Genomic DNA, 16,961 nt, shown 5'->3' on the forward strand with positions numbered 1-16,961 from the left:
GGTATAACTATGGAAACCGAGATAGAACTGAAGTTTTTTGTTTCTCCTGATTTTTCAGATACTTTACGCAATAAAATTGCTGAAACTAAAGTACTTCAGCACAGTTGTCGTGAGCTAGGTAACATCTATTTTGACACCCCTGACAACTGGCTACGTAAGCACGATACAGGCTTGCGCATTCGACGCTTTGATGACGTATTTGTACAAACCGTAAAGACCGCAGGACGTGTCGTTGCTGGCTTGCATCAAAGGCCGGAATACAACGCTGAACATGACAGCAATGAGCCTAAGCTCGCTCTGCACCCAGAAGATATCTGGCCAGCAGGTAAAGACATCGAAACACTGCAAGCTGAGCTTACACCTCTGTTCTCTACTAACTTCACTCGTGAGCAGTGGTTGATTGGTATGCCAGATGGTAGCCAAGTTGAAGTGGCTTTTGACCAAGGCTTTGTTGAATCTGGTGACCAGCAAGAGCCCATTTGCGAAGTCGAACTGGAGCTTAAATCCGGTCAAACCGATGCTCTATTTACACTGTCTCGTCAATTCTGCGAGCAAGGTGGCATGCGCCTAGGTAATCTCAGCAAAGCTGCTAAGGGTTACCGTCTTGCTCAAGGTTATCAAGGAGATGAAGTTACTCCTTTGACCTTAGTTGATACTGACAAAAGTGACACCGTTGAATCGTGTTTCATTCAATCTTTAGAGCATGCTCTCGCTCATTGGCATTATCACGAGCAGATTTTCACCGAGCGTCAATCGATTGAAGCGTTGCATGAGATCAGTCACTCACTGAGCTTTATTCGCCAAACCTTCACTATCTATGGCGGCATTGTTCCAAGACGAGCAAGTGCGATTTTACGTCAAGAGTTAAAGTGGCTTGAGCAAGAGCTTGAGTGGCTAAAAAGCTATGACCACTTTGAAGATTTGTTGGAAGATAAAGGCCATGTGCTGCGCAAACTCGATGCGCGTAAGTTCTTGGTCGCTGAGCTGAAAGAGATGCAAGAGCAACTTCCAGATCGTGAAGACTTGCTTACCTTGCTGAGTTCGGCTCGCTACACCGGTTTATTGCTAGACCTGAGCCGTTGGATCCTGTCTCGTGGTTGGCAGCCTTTCCTAGATGAAAAAGCGCGTGAGCAAATGGCTCGTGGTATCGAATGGTTTTCGGTGAAGCAGCTTGATCGCACATGGGCGGACTTGATGGAAGCTTTCCCACCTGAACGTGTGATGACCAGCCAAGCGTATATTGATCAGCAATACCGTTTGATGCGCAATTTATACTCAGGTGTGGGTTTCGCGAGCTTGTATGATGATGATGAGCGCAACAGCTTCCGTCTGCCATGGGCTGACATGGTACAAGGTATCGATGACTTGCTGGCACTTAAGACATTAGAGCCGTTAACTGAGAAGTTAGAAGGCGATGAGAAGGTTCAGCTAGAGCGTTGGTTGGCTCGTCAAGAGGTATCTATCCTGCATGCGATGGAGCAGACGCGCCAAATCAGTGTAGAAGTTGAGCCATACTGGCAAGACTAACCTCAACACCAGTATCAATATAAGTATGAATTTGAAAATAGGGCTTCGGCCCTATTTTTTTGTTTGTTTTTCCAGAGCATCTAGCCGTTCAAGTATCAGTTGTTGCTGTTCTAAAATCTTATCTAACTTGCGCTCTTTGCTTTCTCGTTGCTGATTTTGAAGATCAGTCGGAGAGGTAATCAGAGAAGTAATCAAACCTGAGATCATACCGAATACACCCACCCCACAGATGATCACCATCGAAGCCACTAACTGACCGGAAGTCGTCACTGGGTAATGGTCGCCATAGCCCACAGTACTGATGGTCACAAACGCCCACCATAAAGCATCATGACCCGTAGTTATGTTGGCATTGGGATCTTTGTGCTCCAACAGCAAGATCGTGCCAGCGCCGATAGTCAGTAAGATCACCAATAGCAGAATGATCGAGGCGAAGGTGGTCTCTTTACGATTGCGAAACAGCTCTCTGAATACTCGTTTACTTGAACGCAGAACGAGGATGACACGCAAGATCTGAAAAATGCGAGCGAAACGAAGCGGTTCGACCATAGGGATGCTTGCTAAGAAATCGATCCAATGTACTTTTAGGTATTCTTTCTTGTTTTGTGATCTGAATAGATCAATCGTGAGCTGAAAAAGAAAAACACTACAGATTATAAAATCGAGGCCGATAAGGACTTGTTTCGATTCTTTATCAATCGGCGCAAACAACAAGCCAGAGATCACAAATAACGCTAAGAAAGAGAGAATCAGTGATAATAAGCTCATCGGGTTGGTTGTGTCTTTGATACTATTTAACATTCATACGAGGCTCAAAATAAATCGCGAACTGTGACTCCAATAGCCATCTCGCGGATATAGAAGCCATCAATATATAAGAGTTAATGGAGAACTGACAATGACTAAACTGTCATTCAAGCCGTGGGAAAGGGTAATCTCTGACGTTCGTCTCGTTCCAAAAATGGTCATGCTGATGATATTCAGCACTATCTTGATCATTTCGAAGCAACTATGGGACGCGAGCACATTTTACGATTCATTGCTTGCAGTAACGAACAATGCGCAAGTTGCACAGCAGCATTACGAGACTTACCTAGTTCAAGTGGTTTGGCAAACAGCCTTGATGATCATTGTGTTTGTGGTTCTTCTATTAGCAGCGGCGCGAGTAATGCTGCGCCAAACTCAATACCTAAGCGATGCAATCAAAACCATGGCAGACAAGAATCTGTCGATGCCAATTCACATGGATTGTAAAGATGAATACGGCGATGTGGCACGAGAGCTTGAGAAAACACGAGTGCAACTGCACGACATGGTTAAAGCTCAGGTTGCTTCTTCAGATGAGCTGTTTGCTTTGACAGAAGTGATGACCATCAGCATGTCAGAAACCAAAGAGTCGGCTCAAGAAGAGTTCAACGAGATCGATCAGCTGGCAACGGCAATGAGCGAGATGACCTCTACGGTTCAAACGGTGGCTGAACATGCACAAAGTGCTTCTTCTCTAACAGAGCAGGCATCAGGCCAAGCATTGACGGGTCAGAAGTTCGTTCAGGGTTCTGTGTCTAAGATGAGTGAACTGTCTTCAGATATCGCAGCTTCAGCGGCAGCGGTAAACCAAGTTGAAGAGCGCGTGGATTCAATCGGCAGCGTTGTGGGTACTATCCAAGGCATTTCAGAACAAACCAACTTACTGGCACTAAACGCAGCGATTGAAGCGGCGCGTGCTGGTGAAGCGGGTCGTGGTTTTGCGGTTGTTGCTGATGAGGTTCGTAACCTTGCACAACGTACGCAACAAGCGACGGTAGAAATTCAAGACATGATCAGCCACCTACAAACCAGTGCGAATTCGGCTGTAGAGCTGATGGAAAAGAGTGTTGTAGAAGCGGCTGAAGGTGTGGATCTGGTGACCAATGCGGGTTCTGAGCTGGATGGCATCGTAAGCCAAGTAAACCAAATTAATGACATGAACTTCCAAATCGCAACCGCTGCAGGCCAACAAAGCAGTGTTGCTGAAGAGATGAGCGTTAACCTAACTAATGTTCGAGAACTGGTTGAAGCCTCTGTCGTCGTGGTTGGTGAGCTGCTTGAGACCTCTCAACTAATGGAAAGCAACGCGCAAGAACTCGACGGTAAGATTAAGCAATTCAAGGTCTAGCTTTAAGCTCCAAATCCTTGTTGCTAGAGCCTACTTTCTAAAGAGAAAGGCTTAACTCGATAAGTTCACTGATAAAACGCCCACATTGCTAATGTGGGCGTTTTTTATTGGCGTAACTTTGGTATAACTTAGCTTTAGTTTTAAAACTCGCTATTGAAGACTAGAACCGATAACCCGAACGTTCGTCGCGCAGCTTATACAAGGAAGAAACATGCCATTGCCTTCTCAACTCGTCACTCACTCACAGTCTGCTTTTGAGCAATTGCTAGAACATCAAAGTGAAGCCATTAGTATTTGGTCTGAGCCACTTATTGAAGATCTCAAACGTGTATTAGGATTGAGTTGTTTTGTGGGCGATTGTTTACAACGTGACACGACATTATCCACGACCTTACCGGAGATGTTGGCATGCGAAGAACGCGCTGAGGAGTATCGTGGACGATTGGCTGAATTACTTGCTGGTTGTGCTGATGAGATGAGTGGTCAGCGTGTGTTGCGTCAATTCCGCAACCGAGAAATGACCTATATTGCGTGGCGTGACTTCATGGGTTCTTGGGAGTTAGAGCAAAGCCTAAATCATCTATCGATGCTGGCTGAGGCGATGATCTTTGAGACCTATCAATGGCAGTACGATATTTGTTGTAAAGAGTGGGGCACACCTTGTAATGAACAGGGTGAAGCGCAGCCGATGCTTATCATTGGTATGGGTAAGCTAGGTGGTGGTGAGCTCAACTTCTCTTCTGATATCGACCTGATTTTTACCTATCCTGAAAATGGCGAGACCCAAGGCGCTAGACGCAGTATTGCCAATGCGCAGTTCTTCACGCGTTTAGGTCAACGTATTATCAAGGCGCTAGATCAACAAACCTTTGACGGATTCTGTTATCGCGTCGACATGCGCCTGCGCCCATTTGGTGAGAGTGGTCCATTGGTAATGAGCTATGCAGCATTGGAAGATTACTACCAAGAGCAGGGGCGTGATTGGGAGCGCTATGCCATGGTCAAGGCTCGTGTGATGGGTAGTGAAATGTACCCTGAATATCAAGAGCTTCGCCAGATGCTGCGCCCGTTTGTCTTCCGTCGTTATATTGATTTCAGTGCGATTCAATCTTTGCGTCGTATGAAGTCGATGATCAGCAGCGAAGTGCGCCGCCGTGGTTTATCAAACAACATCAAGCTGGGTTCTGGTGGTATTCGCGAAGTAGAGTTTATCGCGCAAGTCTTCCAATTGATTCGTGGTGGACGTGAACCTAGCCTACGTGGCCGAGGATTGCTGGAAACCCTAACGGCTATCGAGTCACTGCATCTACTAGAAACAGAAGAGGTAGCTCACCTGTGTGATGCTTACCTATTTTTACGTCGTCTTGAAAACCTACTGCAAGCGATGGCTGACAAACAAACTCAAACCCTGCCTGATGGGGAGTTCGAACAACTGCAACTTGCTGTTGCCATGCAGTTTTCTGATTGGGATAGCTTGATTAAAGCAACTCGCGCTCACATGGCTAATGTACACACTGTGTTTGAAGATTTGATTGGGGTTGATGAAGAAGACGCCAACCCTATTGCGAGTCACTTTAGTGAGTTGTGGGATATGGCGCATAAGCCGGACGTTATTGAGCATGTATTGGAACATGACATTGCTATCGCCAACCCACCAGAGGCGGCAAAAACCATCATTCAATTTAAAGTTGATCTAGCTAAGAAGACTCTGGGTCCACGAGGACGCGAAGTTCTCAATCGACTGATGCCAAAAGTCTTTCAAGCTTTGTATACCGCTAAGGATGCAGAGTTTGGCTTATCTCGAGTGCTTCATCTACTGCATAAAGTCGTCACACGAACCACTTACCTAGAGCTATTGGACGAACACCCTGCCGCGTTGACTCAGCTTGTGCGTTTGTGTACTGCAAGTCCGATGATCTCGGAGCAGCTTGGTCGCTATCCAATTCTATTGGATGAACTTATCGACCCTCAGCAACTCTATAATCCAGTGCCTTTGGAGTCTTATAAGACGGAACTGCGTGATTATCTTGCACGTATTCCTGAAGACGATATGGAGCAGCAGATGGAAGGTCTGCGTCAGTTCAAACAGACCTGTATCTTGAGAATCGCTGCCGCGGATATTGCGGGCGTACTGCCTGTGATGAAGGTCAGCGATCACCTTACTTACTTGGCCGAAGCGATTGTAGAGGCAGGTGTTAACCAAGCTTGGCTGCAGGTGTCGGCTAAATTCGGTGAACCAACTCATGTTAAAGATCGTGAAGGTCGTGGTTTTGCGGTTGTTGGCTATGGCAAGGTCGGGGGGTGGGAGCTTGGCTACAACTCAGACCTAGACATTGTGTTTATGCACGACTGCCCAGTACACATCTATACTGATGGTAAGAAAGAGATCGATGGACGCCAATTTTACCTGAGATTGGCTCAGCGCATTATTCATATTTTCTCGACCAGAACTGCTTCTGGGATTTTGTACGAAGTCGATACTCGCCTACGTCCTTCGGGCGCCTCAGGTTTGTTGGTTAGCCCGACCGATGCCTTTGATGAGTATCAGCACAATGACGCGTGGACGTGGGAGCATCAAGCACTGACTCGTGCTCGTATGATTTATGGAGATGATCTGTTGGCGTCTGCGTTCAATAAAACACGTCATGAAGTACTGTGCTTGGCTCGTGATGAAGCGACACTTAAAAAGTCTGTTGTGGATATGCGTGAAAAAATGCGCGGTCATCTTGGTGGTAAAAAAGCCGATAGATTCATGCTGAAACAAGATGCGGGTGGCATTACCGATGTTGAGTTCTTAGCTCAATACTTGGTGCTGCGATACAGCAGTGAAAAGCCTAAGCTGACTCGCTGGTGTGACAATGTACGAATCTTTGAAAGCTTGTTATCACAAGGCATAATGGACGAGCAACAAGGCATGGCATTGACCAACGCCTATACCACGCTAAGAGATGAAATCCATCACCGCAATCTACTCAATCTAGATGCGGATGTGGCGATTGATAAGTTCGAAATGGAAAGAGAACATGTAGTTCAAGCTTGGAAGCAGTGGATGGAAGCATAAGTTGTCTTTTGCTTATCTGTCACAGTGCCTATCGAGATAGGTTTTACTCATTTTTATATGGTTTAGCCACTGTAATCAGTGTGCTAGACTCTAGCCAGATTCGATTTTTGGAGTTCAACAATGAAACCAATTCTACCTGACTACAGCCAATCAGGTGTTCTTATTGTCGGTGACGTCATGCTTGATCGTTACTGGTATGGTCCAACTGGCCGTATTTCGCCAGAAGCACCTGTACCCGTTGTAAAAGTAGAAAATAACGAAGAGCGCCCTGGTGGTGCTGCCAACGTTGCAATGAACATTGCCTCTCTTGGTGGTCATGCTCATGTTGTTGGTTTAACTGGTAAAGATGAACCAGCTGAGGTGTTAAAAAATACCTTGGGTGCACTTAAGGTTAAGTGTGATTTCGTTGAGTTAGAAGACTACCCAACGATCACTAAGCTGCGAGTGATGAGCCGTGGTCAACAGTTGATCCGTCTTGATTTTGAAGACAAATTTGAAAACACCGACCCTGAATTGGTTTTATCTCGCATGGAACAAGCGCTTCCTAATGTTCGCTCTGTAATCCTGTCTGATTACGCGAAAGGTGCATTGGAGCATGTGCAGAGCTTTATTCAAAAAGCGCGCGCGGCCAACGTTCCTGTATTTATCGATCCGAAAGGTGCTGATTTAGAACGTTATCGTGGTGCGACTCTGCTTACGCCAAACATGGCAGAGTTCGAGCTGGTAGCTGGTAAGGTTAAATCTGAAGAAGACCTTATCGAGAAAGGCATCGCTTTGATTGAGAAGTATGACTTCGAAGCTTTGTTAGTGACTCGTAGTGAGCATGGTATGACGTTACTGCGTAAAGGTCAGGCACCATTCCATTTGCCGACTCAAGCGAAGGAAGTGTATGACGTGACAGGTGCTGGTGATACGGTTATCTCTGTCCTTGCAGCTTCTGTTGCCGCTGGTAAGCCACTGGATGAAGCGTGTGCATTAGCGAATGCGGCGGCTGGTGTGGTCGTTGGTAAGCTCGGTACATCGACACTGTCTACGATTGAATTAGCGGAAGCGATTCACGGTAGCCAAGATACAGACTATGGCGTGATCTCTGAAGCGGCACTGGTCGAAGCGGTGAAGCGTGCTCGTGCTAAAGGCGAGAAAGTGGTGATGACTAACGGCTGTTTTGATATTTTGCATGCTGGCCATGTTTCTTACATGAACCACGCTGCTGAATTAGGCGATCGTTTAATCGTTGCTGTGAATACTGATGATTCAGTGAAACGTTTAAAAGGCCCTGGTCGCCCTGTAAATCCTACCGATCGTCGTATGGCGGTCCTGGCTGGCTTAGGCGCAGTTGATTGGGTTGTTCCGTTTTCTGAAGATACGCCTCAACGTTTGATCTCTGAAGTGCTACCAAGCATCTTAGTGAAAGGTGGCGATTACAAACCTGAAGAGATTGCTGGTGGTGCGGAAGTGATTGCTGCTGGCGGTGAAGTGAAAGTGCTTAACTTTGAAGACGGTTGCTCGACTACTGAAATCATTAAAGCGATCAAAGGCGGTCGAGGCTAACCTTCGGTCTTTTAGCTTCTATGCTCGCTTTTGAATAGATAATAAAAATGCCGCTCAATGAGCGGCATTTTTATAACTGTAACTTTAGTAACTAAGAATTACTTACTTGCTACTTTTAGACCTGCGTTTACATCAACAATGTCTTGTTCACTTAGCGTACCAACCGCTTGGCGAAGCTGAAGCACACTTAGGATGTAGTTGTAACGAGCATCTGAAAGGTTTTTGTTCGCATCGTATAGACGACGAGTCGAATCAAGTACGTCAACAATAGTACGAGTACCAACATCAAAACCAGCTTCTGTTGCTTCTAGAGCAGACTGAGCAGACACTACAGATTGTTCATAAGCGCGTAGAGCACCAATCGAAGCACTGATGTTGTTGTTGAATGCACGTACGTCTTTCACAACGCTACGGTAAGTCGCTTCTAGATCTTCACTTGCTGCAACGTAGTTGTATTCAGCCTGTTTAGTCAAAGAAGTTGTGTTACCACCCGTGTATAGAGGCACAACTAAGTTCAAGCCAATGTTTAGGTTGTCTTGGTCGTAATCTTGGGTGCTGTTTGATTGATCTGAAAGAGCGTAGCTACCATCTAGTGTTAAGCTTGGTAGGTGACCAGAGCTTGCTAGAGAGATGTTGTCTTTTGCTACGTCTTGAGAGATACGTGCAGCCAATAAGCTCAGGTTCTTTTGTTCTGCTTGTTCAACAAGCGCAACGGCAGACTCAGAAGATTTGCTTGCTGAGAAACGATCAGTATCTAGGATGCTTAGGTTAGAGTGTTCCTGACCTGTAATCTCACGAAGCCCTTCGTAGCTATTCGTTAGGTCGTTCTCTGCAAGAACTTCATCAGCCAAAACGGCATCGTACTGAGCTTGCGCATCATGTACATCGGTGATTGCTGAAAGACCTACTTCAAAACGCTGTTTAGTTTGCTCTAGTTGACGAGCAACTGCTGCTTTCTCTGCACGAACAAACTCTAGGTTATCTTGAGCGCGAAGTACTTCGAAATATGCTGTCGCAACACGAAGAATCAAGGCTTGTTGTTCTGCCGCGTAAGCTGAATCAGATTGACGAGCGGTTTTCTCTGCCGTATCTAGTGTGATCCATGAAGAGCGCTGATAAAGCTCTTGGCTGAAGCCGATAGCAGCTCCCCAAGTGTTGTTATCAATGCTTGAATTACCAACACCTGATGTATCTCGATCACCACGATTAATGTCGTAGTTTGCTGTTAGATTAATTTGTGGTAGCAAATCACTACGGCTTGACGTTACTGCTTCAAAAGCGGCATCGCGCTGCGCTGCTGAACGAAGAAGTTGTGGATCGTTCTGTTTTGCTTGGTCGTAAACTTCAGCTAGCGTATCAGCAAAAGCTGACGAACTCAGGCTGCCAATTGCTGCACTGATAAATAGTGGAAGCAGTTTTTTCATTTTCCTATTCCTGCCTTTTATGGAATTTTCTTTAAAAGAGTTTAACCCAGTTTGGTGGTAATTTACTCGAAACTTTGCACTTTTTTACAGTTAACTGTCCACTCGTGCAATATTTATTTTTTAAAACTTAACTTTAATTATAAATTTTATATAAAAAGTTGAACCTTATCCTTGGTAGTTAACTCGGACAATGAGTAAACTATAAAGATCACTTAGTGGGGTACCAAATGCAACAGTATGACAATCAACGACATGAGTTTACTCCGCAAGATGTGGAAATAGTCTCAAAAGAGACGCTGTTTCGTGGTTTTTTCAAAATGGTTAAGTACACATTTAAACATAGACTGTTTGAGGGCGGCTGGAGCCAACCAATACAGCGTGAGATGTTTGAGCGTGGTCATGCTGCCGCTTTGCTACCTTATGATCCTGTGCGTGATGAAGTGGTGATCGTCGAACAGATCCGTGTCGGTGCCTTAGAGCATGAGAACCCATGGCAATACGAAATTGTTGCCGGGATCATTGATACCGATGAATCACCGCAAGACGTTGCTCGTCGCGAGGCGATGGAAGAAGCGGGAGTCGAAGTCGGATCTGTGTTGCCTATTACTTCGTATTACCCTTCATCTGGTGGTTGCTCAGAAAAGCTCGACGTTTTTGTTGGCTGTGTTGATGCAACGACTGCAAAAGGGGTGCACGGACTGGATTACGAAGGTGAAGACATTCGTGTACAAGTGATGAGTCGCGAAGCTGCTTATCAGTTAGTAAAAGACGGTGTGTTTGAAAATGGAGCCACGATCATTGCGCTACAGTGGCTACAATTGAACTACCAAGAATTACAGTCAGAGTGGATAGATTAACGTCATGCCAAATATAGCGGTCAAAAAACCGTATCATGTTGATCTTGCTGAATTGATGCGAGTTTACGAGACTAACTATGCCAAACTTAACGCTTTGTTACCGGTTGGACATGAGGTTGGTGACGTTCGCTGTTACCAAGCCGTTAATATGGTGTATCAATTGACAGTGAATGAGGTCACAAAATACACCACATTAATAGATATATGTCAGAGTGACGCGATGCCAGTGTTTCCTTTGCCAAAAATGTCTGTCAGGCTATATCACGACGCTCGAGTTGCAGAAGTGTGCGCTAGCGGGGATTTTTCGCGTGTCAAAGCGAAATATGACTATCCCAACACTAAGCTTCTGCAAAAGGACGAGAAATTTCAATTGAATAAATTTCTTGGGGAATGGTTAACGTTTTGTTTAAAAACTGGTATCAGCCGAACCCCAATTGCCTTTTAATTGAGCCTATTTAAGAACACTTTAAAGTCTAAACAGTAACGTATCTGGATTTGTTATTTTGGAATTATCACACACTTCAAAATTTGATGAGAGCAGTATTAAGCTTGTGCAGCTAACGGACACGCATTTATTTGCGCCGAGCAATGGCAGCTTATTAAGCATCAACACTCAAGATAGCTTTCGTGCTGTAGTCGATGGCATTGTTAGTCAGGACTTTGACTACCAAGCGATCTTAGCGACGGGTGATATCTCGCAAGATCACAGTGCTGAGTCGTACCAGAAATTTGAGTCAGGGATTCAGCCTTTAGAAAAGCCTTGTTACTGGCTTCCGGGCAACCATGACTTCAAACCGAATATGGGTAGCGTTTTACCATCTCCACAAATTCAATGCGTTGAGCATGTCTTGCTAGGTGATAACTGGCAGATGGTGATGTTGGACTCGCAAGTCGTGGGTGTACCTCATGGGCGACTCAGTGATCAACAGCTCGATCTACTCGAGCAAAAACTATCAGAATTCCCAGAGCGCAATACCTTGGTTCTACTGCACCATCATCCGTTATTGGTTGGTAGTGCATGGTTGGATCAACATAACCTTAAAGATGCTGACCAGTTTTGGGATGTGGTTCAACAACACACCAATGTGAAAGCCGTGTTGTGTGGTCATGTTCACCAAGACATGAATCGAGAGCATCATGGTGTACAAGTCATGGCAACACCGTCGACTTGTGTTCAATTCAAACCTAACTCGAATGACTTTGCGGTGGATACTTTGTCTCCAGGTTGGCGAGAGATTGAATTGCATCAAGATGGCACGGTGACCACGCAAGTTCGCCGTTTACCTCATGGGCAATTCCTACCTGACTTTGCTGCAGGCGGTTATTAATGACTGGCTCCGATACACAAACCACTAAGCCATCACTGCTTCTTTATATTCACGGCTTTAACAGCTCATCGCGTTCCCACAAGGCGACGGTGATGGCAGATTACTGTGCAGAGTATCGCGCTGATATCAAGGTGATTACCCCTCAGCTTCCGAGTTTTCCTCAGCAAGCGGCACTTCATTTGCAAACGCTGGTGGAGCAATACAAAGATCAGTACCAGATCGCATTAGTCGGCAGCTCGTTGGGTGGCTACCTTTCAACATGGCTTAATAGTCACTATGGTTTTAAAGCGGTTGTTGTTAACCCGGCAGTGAAGCCTTATGAATTGTTGGCTGATTATTTAGGTGAGCAAGTAAACCCATACACAGATGAACGATATGTACTGGAAACAAAGCATATTGATGAATTGAAGGCGTTAGATGTGCCGGCTATCGAAAAGCCGAGCGACTTCTGGCTGCTTCAGCAAACGGAAGACGAAGTTCTGGATTACCGACAAGCGGTAGAGAAGTACCAAGGTGCAACACAGACAGTAGAAGAGGGTGGGGATCATAGCTTTGTTGATTTTGAACGCTACCCACAGCAAATCATCACCTTTCTAAATCTTTAATCTGTTCCACCAATCGAGTGATTTTCTCTTGTTTGCCTGTTATTTCATCTATCAATGGTGAAATATCATAGTTTGATGTCTTAGTTTTTGAACTAGCTTGACATCATTACTCAGCTTCCAGACTATATTCCCCAATACTTCGCTCGTTCGCTCTACTATGACGGTTCATAGTAATGATTCTGCTTTAGTGAAACTAGAGCCAGCGAACTGACGCAAACTTTTTGAGTAAACTCCGTATTATGACTGAACAATATAATGCAAAAGACCTCGAGGTACTTGAAGGTCTCGACCCTGTGCGACACCGCCCGGGAATGTATACCGAGACAGAAAGACCTAACCACCTTGCCCAAGAAGTCATTGATAACTCGGTCGATGAAGCACTAGCGGGACACGCTAAGAAGATCAAAGTTGTGCTTCATGCAGACCAATCGTTAGAAGTTACCGATGACGGCCGTGGTATGCCCGTTGATATCCACCCTGAAAAAGGGATCTCAGGTGTTGAGCTGATCTTAACCAAGCTCCACTCTGGCGGTAAATTCTCAAACAACAACTACAAGTTCTCTGGTGGTTTGCACGGGGTAGGTATCTCGGTTGTAAACGCACTATCAAAACGTGTTGAAGTGACCGTTCGCCGAGAAGGTCAGGTTCATGAGATCGCACTTGAAGGTGGTCATGCCGTAACAGAACTGACTGTAACAGGCACTTGTGGTCATCGTAACAGCGGTACATCAGTCCATTTCTGGCCTGATCCAAAATACTTCGATAGCCCAAAATTTTCGACACTTCGCCTTATCAATAACCTAAGAGCAAAAGCGGTACTTTGCCCAGGTTTAGAAATCACCTTTGTCGACAAAGTTGGTGGTGAAGAGCACAAATGGTTCTATGAAGATGGTCTAAAAGATTACCTTGCAGAAGGCGTGAAAGGTTACACCTTATTGCCAGAAGAGCCTTATGTGGGTGAATTCGTTGCTGAAACGGAAATGGCTAACTGGGCAATTATCTGGCAACCAGAAGGCGGTGATATGATCACCGAGAGTTACGTGAACTTAGTTCCGACCAAGCAAGGTGGTACACACGTAAACGGTCTTCGCCAAGGTCTGCTTGATGCAATGCGTGAGTTCTGTGAATTCCGTAATCTACTGCCACGTGGCGTAAAGCTAACGGGTGACGACATCTTCGATCGTTGTTCATACGTGCTATCTGTGAAGATGCAAGACCCTCAGTTTGCTGGTCAAACAAAAGAGCGTTTATCTTCTCGTCAAACCGCAGCGTTTGTTTCTGGTGTGGTAAAAGATGCCTTCAGCCTTTGGTTGAATGAAAAACCGCAACTGGCAGAGCAGCTAGCTGAAGCTTGTATTGCCAATGCTCACCGACGTATGCGCGCGAGCAAAAAGGTTGTGCGTAAGAAGATCGCATCAGGCCCAGCACTGCCGGGGAAACTAACTGACTGTTCGGTTCAAGATTTAAGCCGCACCGAAATCTTCTTCGTGGAAGGGGACTCGGCGGGTGGTTCGGCTAAACAAGCTCGCGATCGTGAGTTCCAAGCAGTAATGCCACTGCGCGGTAAGATCCTAAATACATGGGAAGTGTCAGCAGACCAAGTTTTGGCTTCACAAGAAGTACACGACATCTCTGTTGCTTTGGGCATTGACCCTGACAACGACGATTTATCAGGCCTACGTTACGGTAAGATCTGTATCCTTGCCGATGCGGACTCGGATGGTCTTCACATCGCAACACTTCTATGTGCGTTATTCACTCGTCACTTCAGCGCATTAGTTGAAGCGGGTCATATCTATGTAGCAATGCCGCCACTGTATCGTATCGACTGTGGTAAAGAGGTGTTCTACGCATTGGATGACGATGAAAAAGATGGCGTGCTTGAGCGTCTGTCTAAGAAGAAATCCAAAATCAACGTACAACGATTCAAAGGTCTGGGTGAGATGAACCCACTTCAGTTGCGCGAAACCACCATGGATCCAAACACTCGTCGTCTTGTTCAATTAACCATTGATGATAACGAAGCGACTCTTGAGATGATGGACATGCTGCTAGGTAAAAAGCGCGCTGATGATCGCCGCACATGGCTACAGACTAACGGTGATATGGCCGAGGTATAATGGATGTCTAACGAAATTACATTTGATGGCGTTGAACAGTTGCCAATGCGCAAGTTCACCGAAGACGCCTACTTAAACTACTCAATGTACGTGATCATGGATCGTGCATTGCCTTATATCGGTGACGGCCTTAAGCCCGTTCAGCGCCGTATTATCTATGCGATGTCTGAGCTTGGTCTATCGGCCGCTTCGAAATATAAAAAATCAGCACGTACCGTTGGTGACGTACTAGGTAAGTATCACCCACACGGTGACTCTGCTTGTTACGAAGCGATGGTACTGATGGCACAGCCGTTCTCTTACCGCTACCCACTGGTAGATGGTCAAGGTAACTGGGGTGCACCGGATGATCCTAAATCATTCGCTGCGATGCGTTATACCGAAGCAAAACTGTCGAAGTTTGCTGAAGTTCTGCTTGGTGAATTAGGTCAGGGAACCGTTGATTGGCAACCAAACTTTGATGGCACGATGAAAGAGCCTCAGATGTTGCCAGCACGTCTTCCTCATATCTTGCTTAACGGCATCACAGGTATTGCGGTTGGTATGGCGACTGACATCCCACCTCACAATGTCCGTGAAGTGGCGAACGCAGCGATTCATTTGATTGATACTCCGAAAGCTGAACTTCCAGATGTGATGGGTTTCATTCAAGGCCCAGATTACCCGACAGAGGCTGAGATTATTTCGCCGAAGTCGGACATCGAAAAGATCTATCGTACAGGCCGTGGCAGTATCAAGATGCGCGCAGTTTGGCATAAAGAAGGCTCTGATATTGTTATCACAGCTCTGCCTCACCAAGTGTCAGGAGCTAAGTTGCTTGAACAAATCGCTAACCAGATGCGAGCTAAGAAGCTACCAATGGTTGACGATCTGCGTGATGAGTCGGATCACGAGAACCCAACGCGTATCGTAGTGGTTCCTCGTTCGAATCGTATCGATTGTGATCAGCTGATGAGTCACCTATTTGCTTCGACGGATCTAGAGAAGAACTTCCGTGTTAACTTGAACATGATTGGCTTAGACAATCGCCCTCAAGTTAAAGGTCTGGTTCAAATCCTGAAAGAGTGGATCGAGTTCCGTCGCACAACCGTTCGTCGTCGTCTGCAATACCGTCTAGACAAAGTATTAGCTCGCCTGCACATCTTAGAAGGCTTGCTGGTTGCTTACCTCAATATTGATGAAGTGATTGAAATCATTCGTACAGAAGACGAACCATGTCCTGTGCTGATGAGCCGCTTCAATATTACTGAGACACAAGCGAACGCTATCTTAGACATTAAACTTCGTAACTTAGCTAAGTTAGAAGAGTTTAAGATTCGCGCCGAGCAAGAAGAGCTTGAAGCAGAACGCGATAAGCTTGAAAAACTACTGGGTTCTGAGCGTCGTCTAAACACCCTGATCAAGAAAGAAATCCAAGCGGATGCCGAGAAATATGGTGACGATCGTCGTTCTCCATTGGTTGAACGTGCAGAAGCGAAAGCGCTAACAGAGCGTGACCTTGTTCCTAGTGAGCCAATCACGGTTGTGTTGTCTGAGAAAGGTTGGATTCGTCATGCGAAAGGGCATGAGGTTGATGCTGAGGGCTTGAACTACAAGTCTGGCGATAAATTCTTAGCAAGCGCTAAGGGTAAGAGTAATCAACAAGCGGTGTTCCTCGGCAGTGATGGCCGAAGCTACTCCCTTGAATCTCATTCATTACCCTCGGCACGAAGCCAAGGTGAGCCGATTACAGGCCGCCTGAACGTGAGCCCTGGTACTTCTATTCGCCAAGTGGTGATGGGAGAGAATGAGCAGCTATGGTTAGTCGGTTCTGATGCTGGGTACGGCTTTGTTTGTAAGGGCAGTGATCTACTGTCGAAGAACAAGAGCGGTAAAGCGTTAGTGAACTTGCCACAGTCTTCTGAAGTGATGATGCCAAGCCCGATTGCTGATTTGGACAGTAACCAGATTCTAGCGATTACTAACCAAGGGCGTATGTTGTTGTTCCCGATTAAAGACCTACCTCAACTGAGCAAAGGTAAGGGTAACAAGATCATCAACATCCCTTCTGCGAAAGCAAAAGAGCGTGAAGAGTTTGTATCGCACTTGATGGCTATCCCAGAGAATGCAACGCTGACTATCTACGCGGGTAAACGTAAGCTTGGTTTGAAACCATCGGATCTCGAGAACTTCCGTGGTGAGCGTGGTCGTCGTGGTGGGTTACTGCCTAGAGGATTACAGCGAGTGACTCGTATCGACATCGATGAGCCAAGTGAATCATAGAGAAACTTGATACCATCTTCGGATAAAAGAAAACCCAGCCTGAGAGCTGGGTTTTTTGTATCTGTATTCTT

General features: G+C 45.9%; 12 protein-coding genes. 10 read left to right on the top strand and 2 right to left on the bottom strand.

The genetic code is table 11. The features are described 5' to 3' along the window. Positions 1 to 9 precede the first annotated feature (9 nt). Positions 10 to 1,527, top strand: coding sequence for an inorganic triphosphatase (locus tag FLM53_RS10120; RefSeq protein WP_176680883.1), 1,518 nt, complete (start codon positions 10 to 12; stop codon positions 1,525 to 1,527). Positions 1,528 to 1,578: 51 nt separating this feature from the next. Here FLM53_RS10120 and FLM53_RS10125 read toward each other — a convergent pair whose 3' ends face one another. Continuing rightward, positions 1,579 to 2,328: a potassium channel family protein gene (locus tag FLM53_RS10125; RefSeq protein WP_176680884.1), complete on the bottom strand. Its 750-nt coding sequence runs from the start codon at positions 2,326 to 2,328 to the stop codon at positions 1,579 to 1,581. 97 nt (positions 2,329 to 2,425) lie between these two features. Between FLM53_RS10125 and FLM53_RS10130 the strand changes: the two genes are divergently transcribed. The 3 genes from FLM53_RS10130 (at position 2,426) to hldE (ending at position 8,294) form a co-directional block, all read left to right on the top strand. Beyond that, positions 2,426 to 3,682: a methyl-accepting chemotaxis protein gene (locus tag FLM53_RS10130; protein WP_176680885.1), complete on the top strand. Its 1,257-nt coding sequence runs from the start codon at positions 2,426 to 2,428 to the stop codon at positions 3,680 to 3,682. Between the two features lie 211 nt (positions 3,683 to 3,893). Continuing rightward, the gene (gene glnE, locus FLM53_RS10135; RefSeq protein ID WP_176680886.1) at positions 3,894 to 6,743 is read left to right on the top strand and encodes a bifunctional [glutamate--ammonia ligase]-adenylyl-L-tyrosine phosphorylase/[glutamate--ammonia-ligase] adenylyltransferase; all 2,850 of its coding nucleotides are present in this window, start codon (positions 3,894 to 3,896) and stop codon (positions 6,741 to 6,743) included. A gap of 120 nt (positions 6,744 to 6,863) precedes the next feature. Further along, positions 6,864 to 8,294, top strand: a complete 1,431-nt coding sequence (gene hldE / locus FLM53_RS10140) for a bifunctional D-glycero-beta-D-manno-heptose-7-phosphate kinase/D-glycero-beta-D-manno-heptose 1-phosphate adenylyltransferase HldE (protein WP_176680887.1) — start codon at positions 6,864 to 6,866, stop codon at positions 8,292 to 8,294. 98 nt (positions 8,295 to 8,392) lie between these two features. Here the strand turns inward: hldE and tolC are convergent, their stop codons facing one another. Then, on the bottom strand, positions 8,393 to 9,718 hold the full coding sequence (gene tolC, locus FLM53_RS10145) for an outer membrane channel protein TolC (protein WP_176680888.1): 1,326 nt from the start codon (positions 9,716 to 9,718) through the stop codon (positions 8,393 to 8,395). A gap of 227 nt (positions 9,719 to 9,945) precedes the next feature. Here tolC and nudF point away from each other — a divergent pair, with 227 nt between their 5' ends. The 6 genes from nudF to parC all read left to right on the top strand — a co-directional run bounded on the left by nudF (position 9,946) and on the right by parC (position 16,890). Further along, positions 9,946 to 10,575 (top strand): ADP-ribose diphosphatase, encoded by a 630-nt coding sequence (gene nudF / locus FLM53_RS10150; protein ID WP_017629370.1) that lies wholly within the window; start codon positions 9,946 to 9,948, stop codon positions 10,573 to 10,575. Positions 10,576 to 10,579: 4 nt separating this feature from the next. Continuing rightward, positions 10,580 to 11,020, top strand: a complete 441-nt coding sequence (locus FLM53_RS10155) for a DUF1249 family protein (protein ID WP_008222561.1) — start codon at positions 10,580 to 10,582, stop codon at positions 11,018 to 11,020. 58 nt (positions 11,021 to 11,078) lie between these two features. Continuing rightward, positions 11,079 to 11,903 (top strand): 3',5'-cyclic-AMP phosphodiesterase, encoded by an 825-nt coding sequence (gene cpdA / locus FLM53_RS10160; RefSeq protein ID WP_176680889.1) that lies wholly within the window; start codon positions 11,079 to 11,081, stop codon positions 11,901 to 11,903. Further along, on the top strand, positions 11,903 to 12,508 hold the full coding sequence (gene yqiA, locus FLM53_RS10165; RefSeq protein WP_176680890.1) for an esterase YqiA: 606 nt from the start codon (positions 11,903 to 11,905) through the stop codon (positions 12,506 to 12,508). Before cpdA ends, yqiA begins: the two co-directional genes overlap by 1 nt. A gap of 239 nt (positions 12,509 to 12,747) precedes the next feature. Then, positions 12,748 to 14,628: a DNA topoisomerase IV subunit B gene (parE, locus tag FLM53_RS10170; protein ID WP_017629367.1), complete on the top strand. Its 1,881-nt coding sequence runs from the start codon at positions 12,748 to 12,750 to the stop codon at positions 14,626 to 14,628. A 3-nt stretch (positions 14,629 to 14,631) separates the two neighbouring features. Continuing rightward, positions 14,632 to 16,890 (top strand): DNA topoisomerase IV subunit A, encoded by a 2,259-nt coding sequence (parC, locus tag FLM53_RS10175; RefSeq protein WP_176680891.1) that lies wholly within the window; start codon positions 14,632 to 14,634, stop codon positions 16,888 to 16,890. Positions 16,891 to 16,961 lie beyond the last annotated feature (71 nt).

This window comes from Vibrio sp. Scap24, assembly GCF_013394185.1.
Lineage (GTDB): Bacteria > Pseudomonadota > Gammaproteobacteria > Enterobacterales > Vibrionaceae > Vibrio > Vibrio pomeroyi.

Bases quoted from the DNA above. Each gene is read 5' to 3' on its own strand.
- FLM53_RS10120 (WP_176680883.1), top strand. From the start codon at position 10: ATGGAAACCGAGATAGAACTGAAGTTTTTTGTTTCTCCTGATTTTTCA.
- FLM53_RS10125 (WP_176680884.1), bottom strand. From the start codon at position 2,328: ATGTTAAATAGTATCAAAGACACAACCAACCCGATGAGCTTATTATCA.
- FLM53_RS10130 (WP_176680885.1), top strand. From the start codon at position 2,426: ATGACTAAACTGTCATTCAAGCCGTGGGAAAGGGTAATCTCTGACGTT.
- glnE (WP_176680886.1), top strand. From the start codon at position 3,894: ATGCCATTGCCTTCTCAACTCGTCACTCACTCACAGTCTGCTTTTGAG.
- hldE (WP_176680887.1), top strand. From the start codon at position 6,864: ATGAAACCAATTCTACCTGACTACAGCCAATCAGGTGTTCTTATTGTC.
- tolC (WP_176680888.1), bottom strand. From the start codon at position 9,718: ATGAAAAAACTGCTTCCACTATTTATCAGTGCAGCAATTGGCAGCCTG.
- nudF (WP_017629370.1), top strand. From the start codon at position 9,946: ATGCAACAGTATGACAATCAACGACATGAGTTTACTCCGCAAGATGTG.
- FLM53_RS10155 (WP_008222561.1), top strand. From the start codon at position 10,580: ATGCCAAATATAGCGGTCAAAAAACCGTATCATGTTGATCTTGCTGAA.
- yqiA (WP_176680890.1), top strand. From the start codon at position 11,903: ATGACTGGCTCCGATACACAAACCACTAAGCCATCACTGCTTCTTTAT.
- parE (WP_017629367.1), top strand. From the start codon at position 12,748: ATGACTGAACAATATAATGCAAAAGACCTCGAGGTACTTGAAGGTCTC.
- parC (WP_176680891.1), top strand. From the start codon at position 14,632: ATGTCTAACGAAATTACATTTGATGGCGTTGAACAGTTGCCAATGCGC.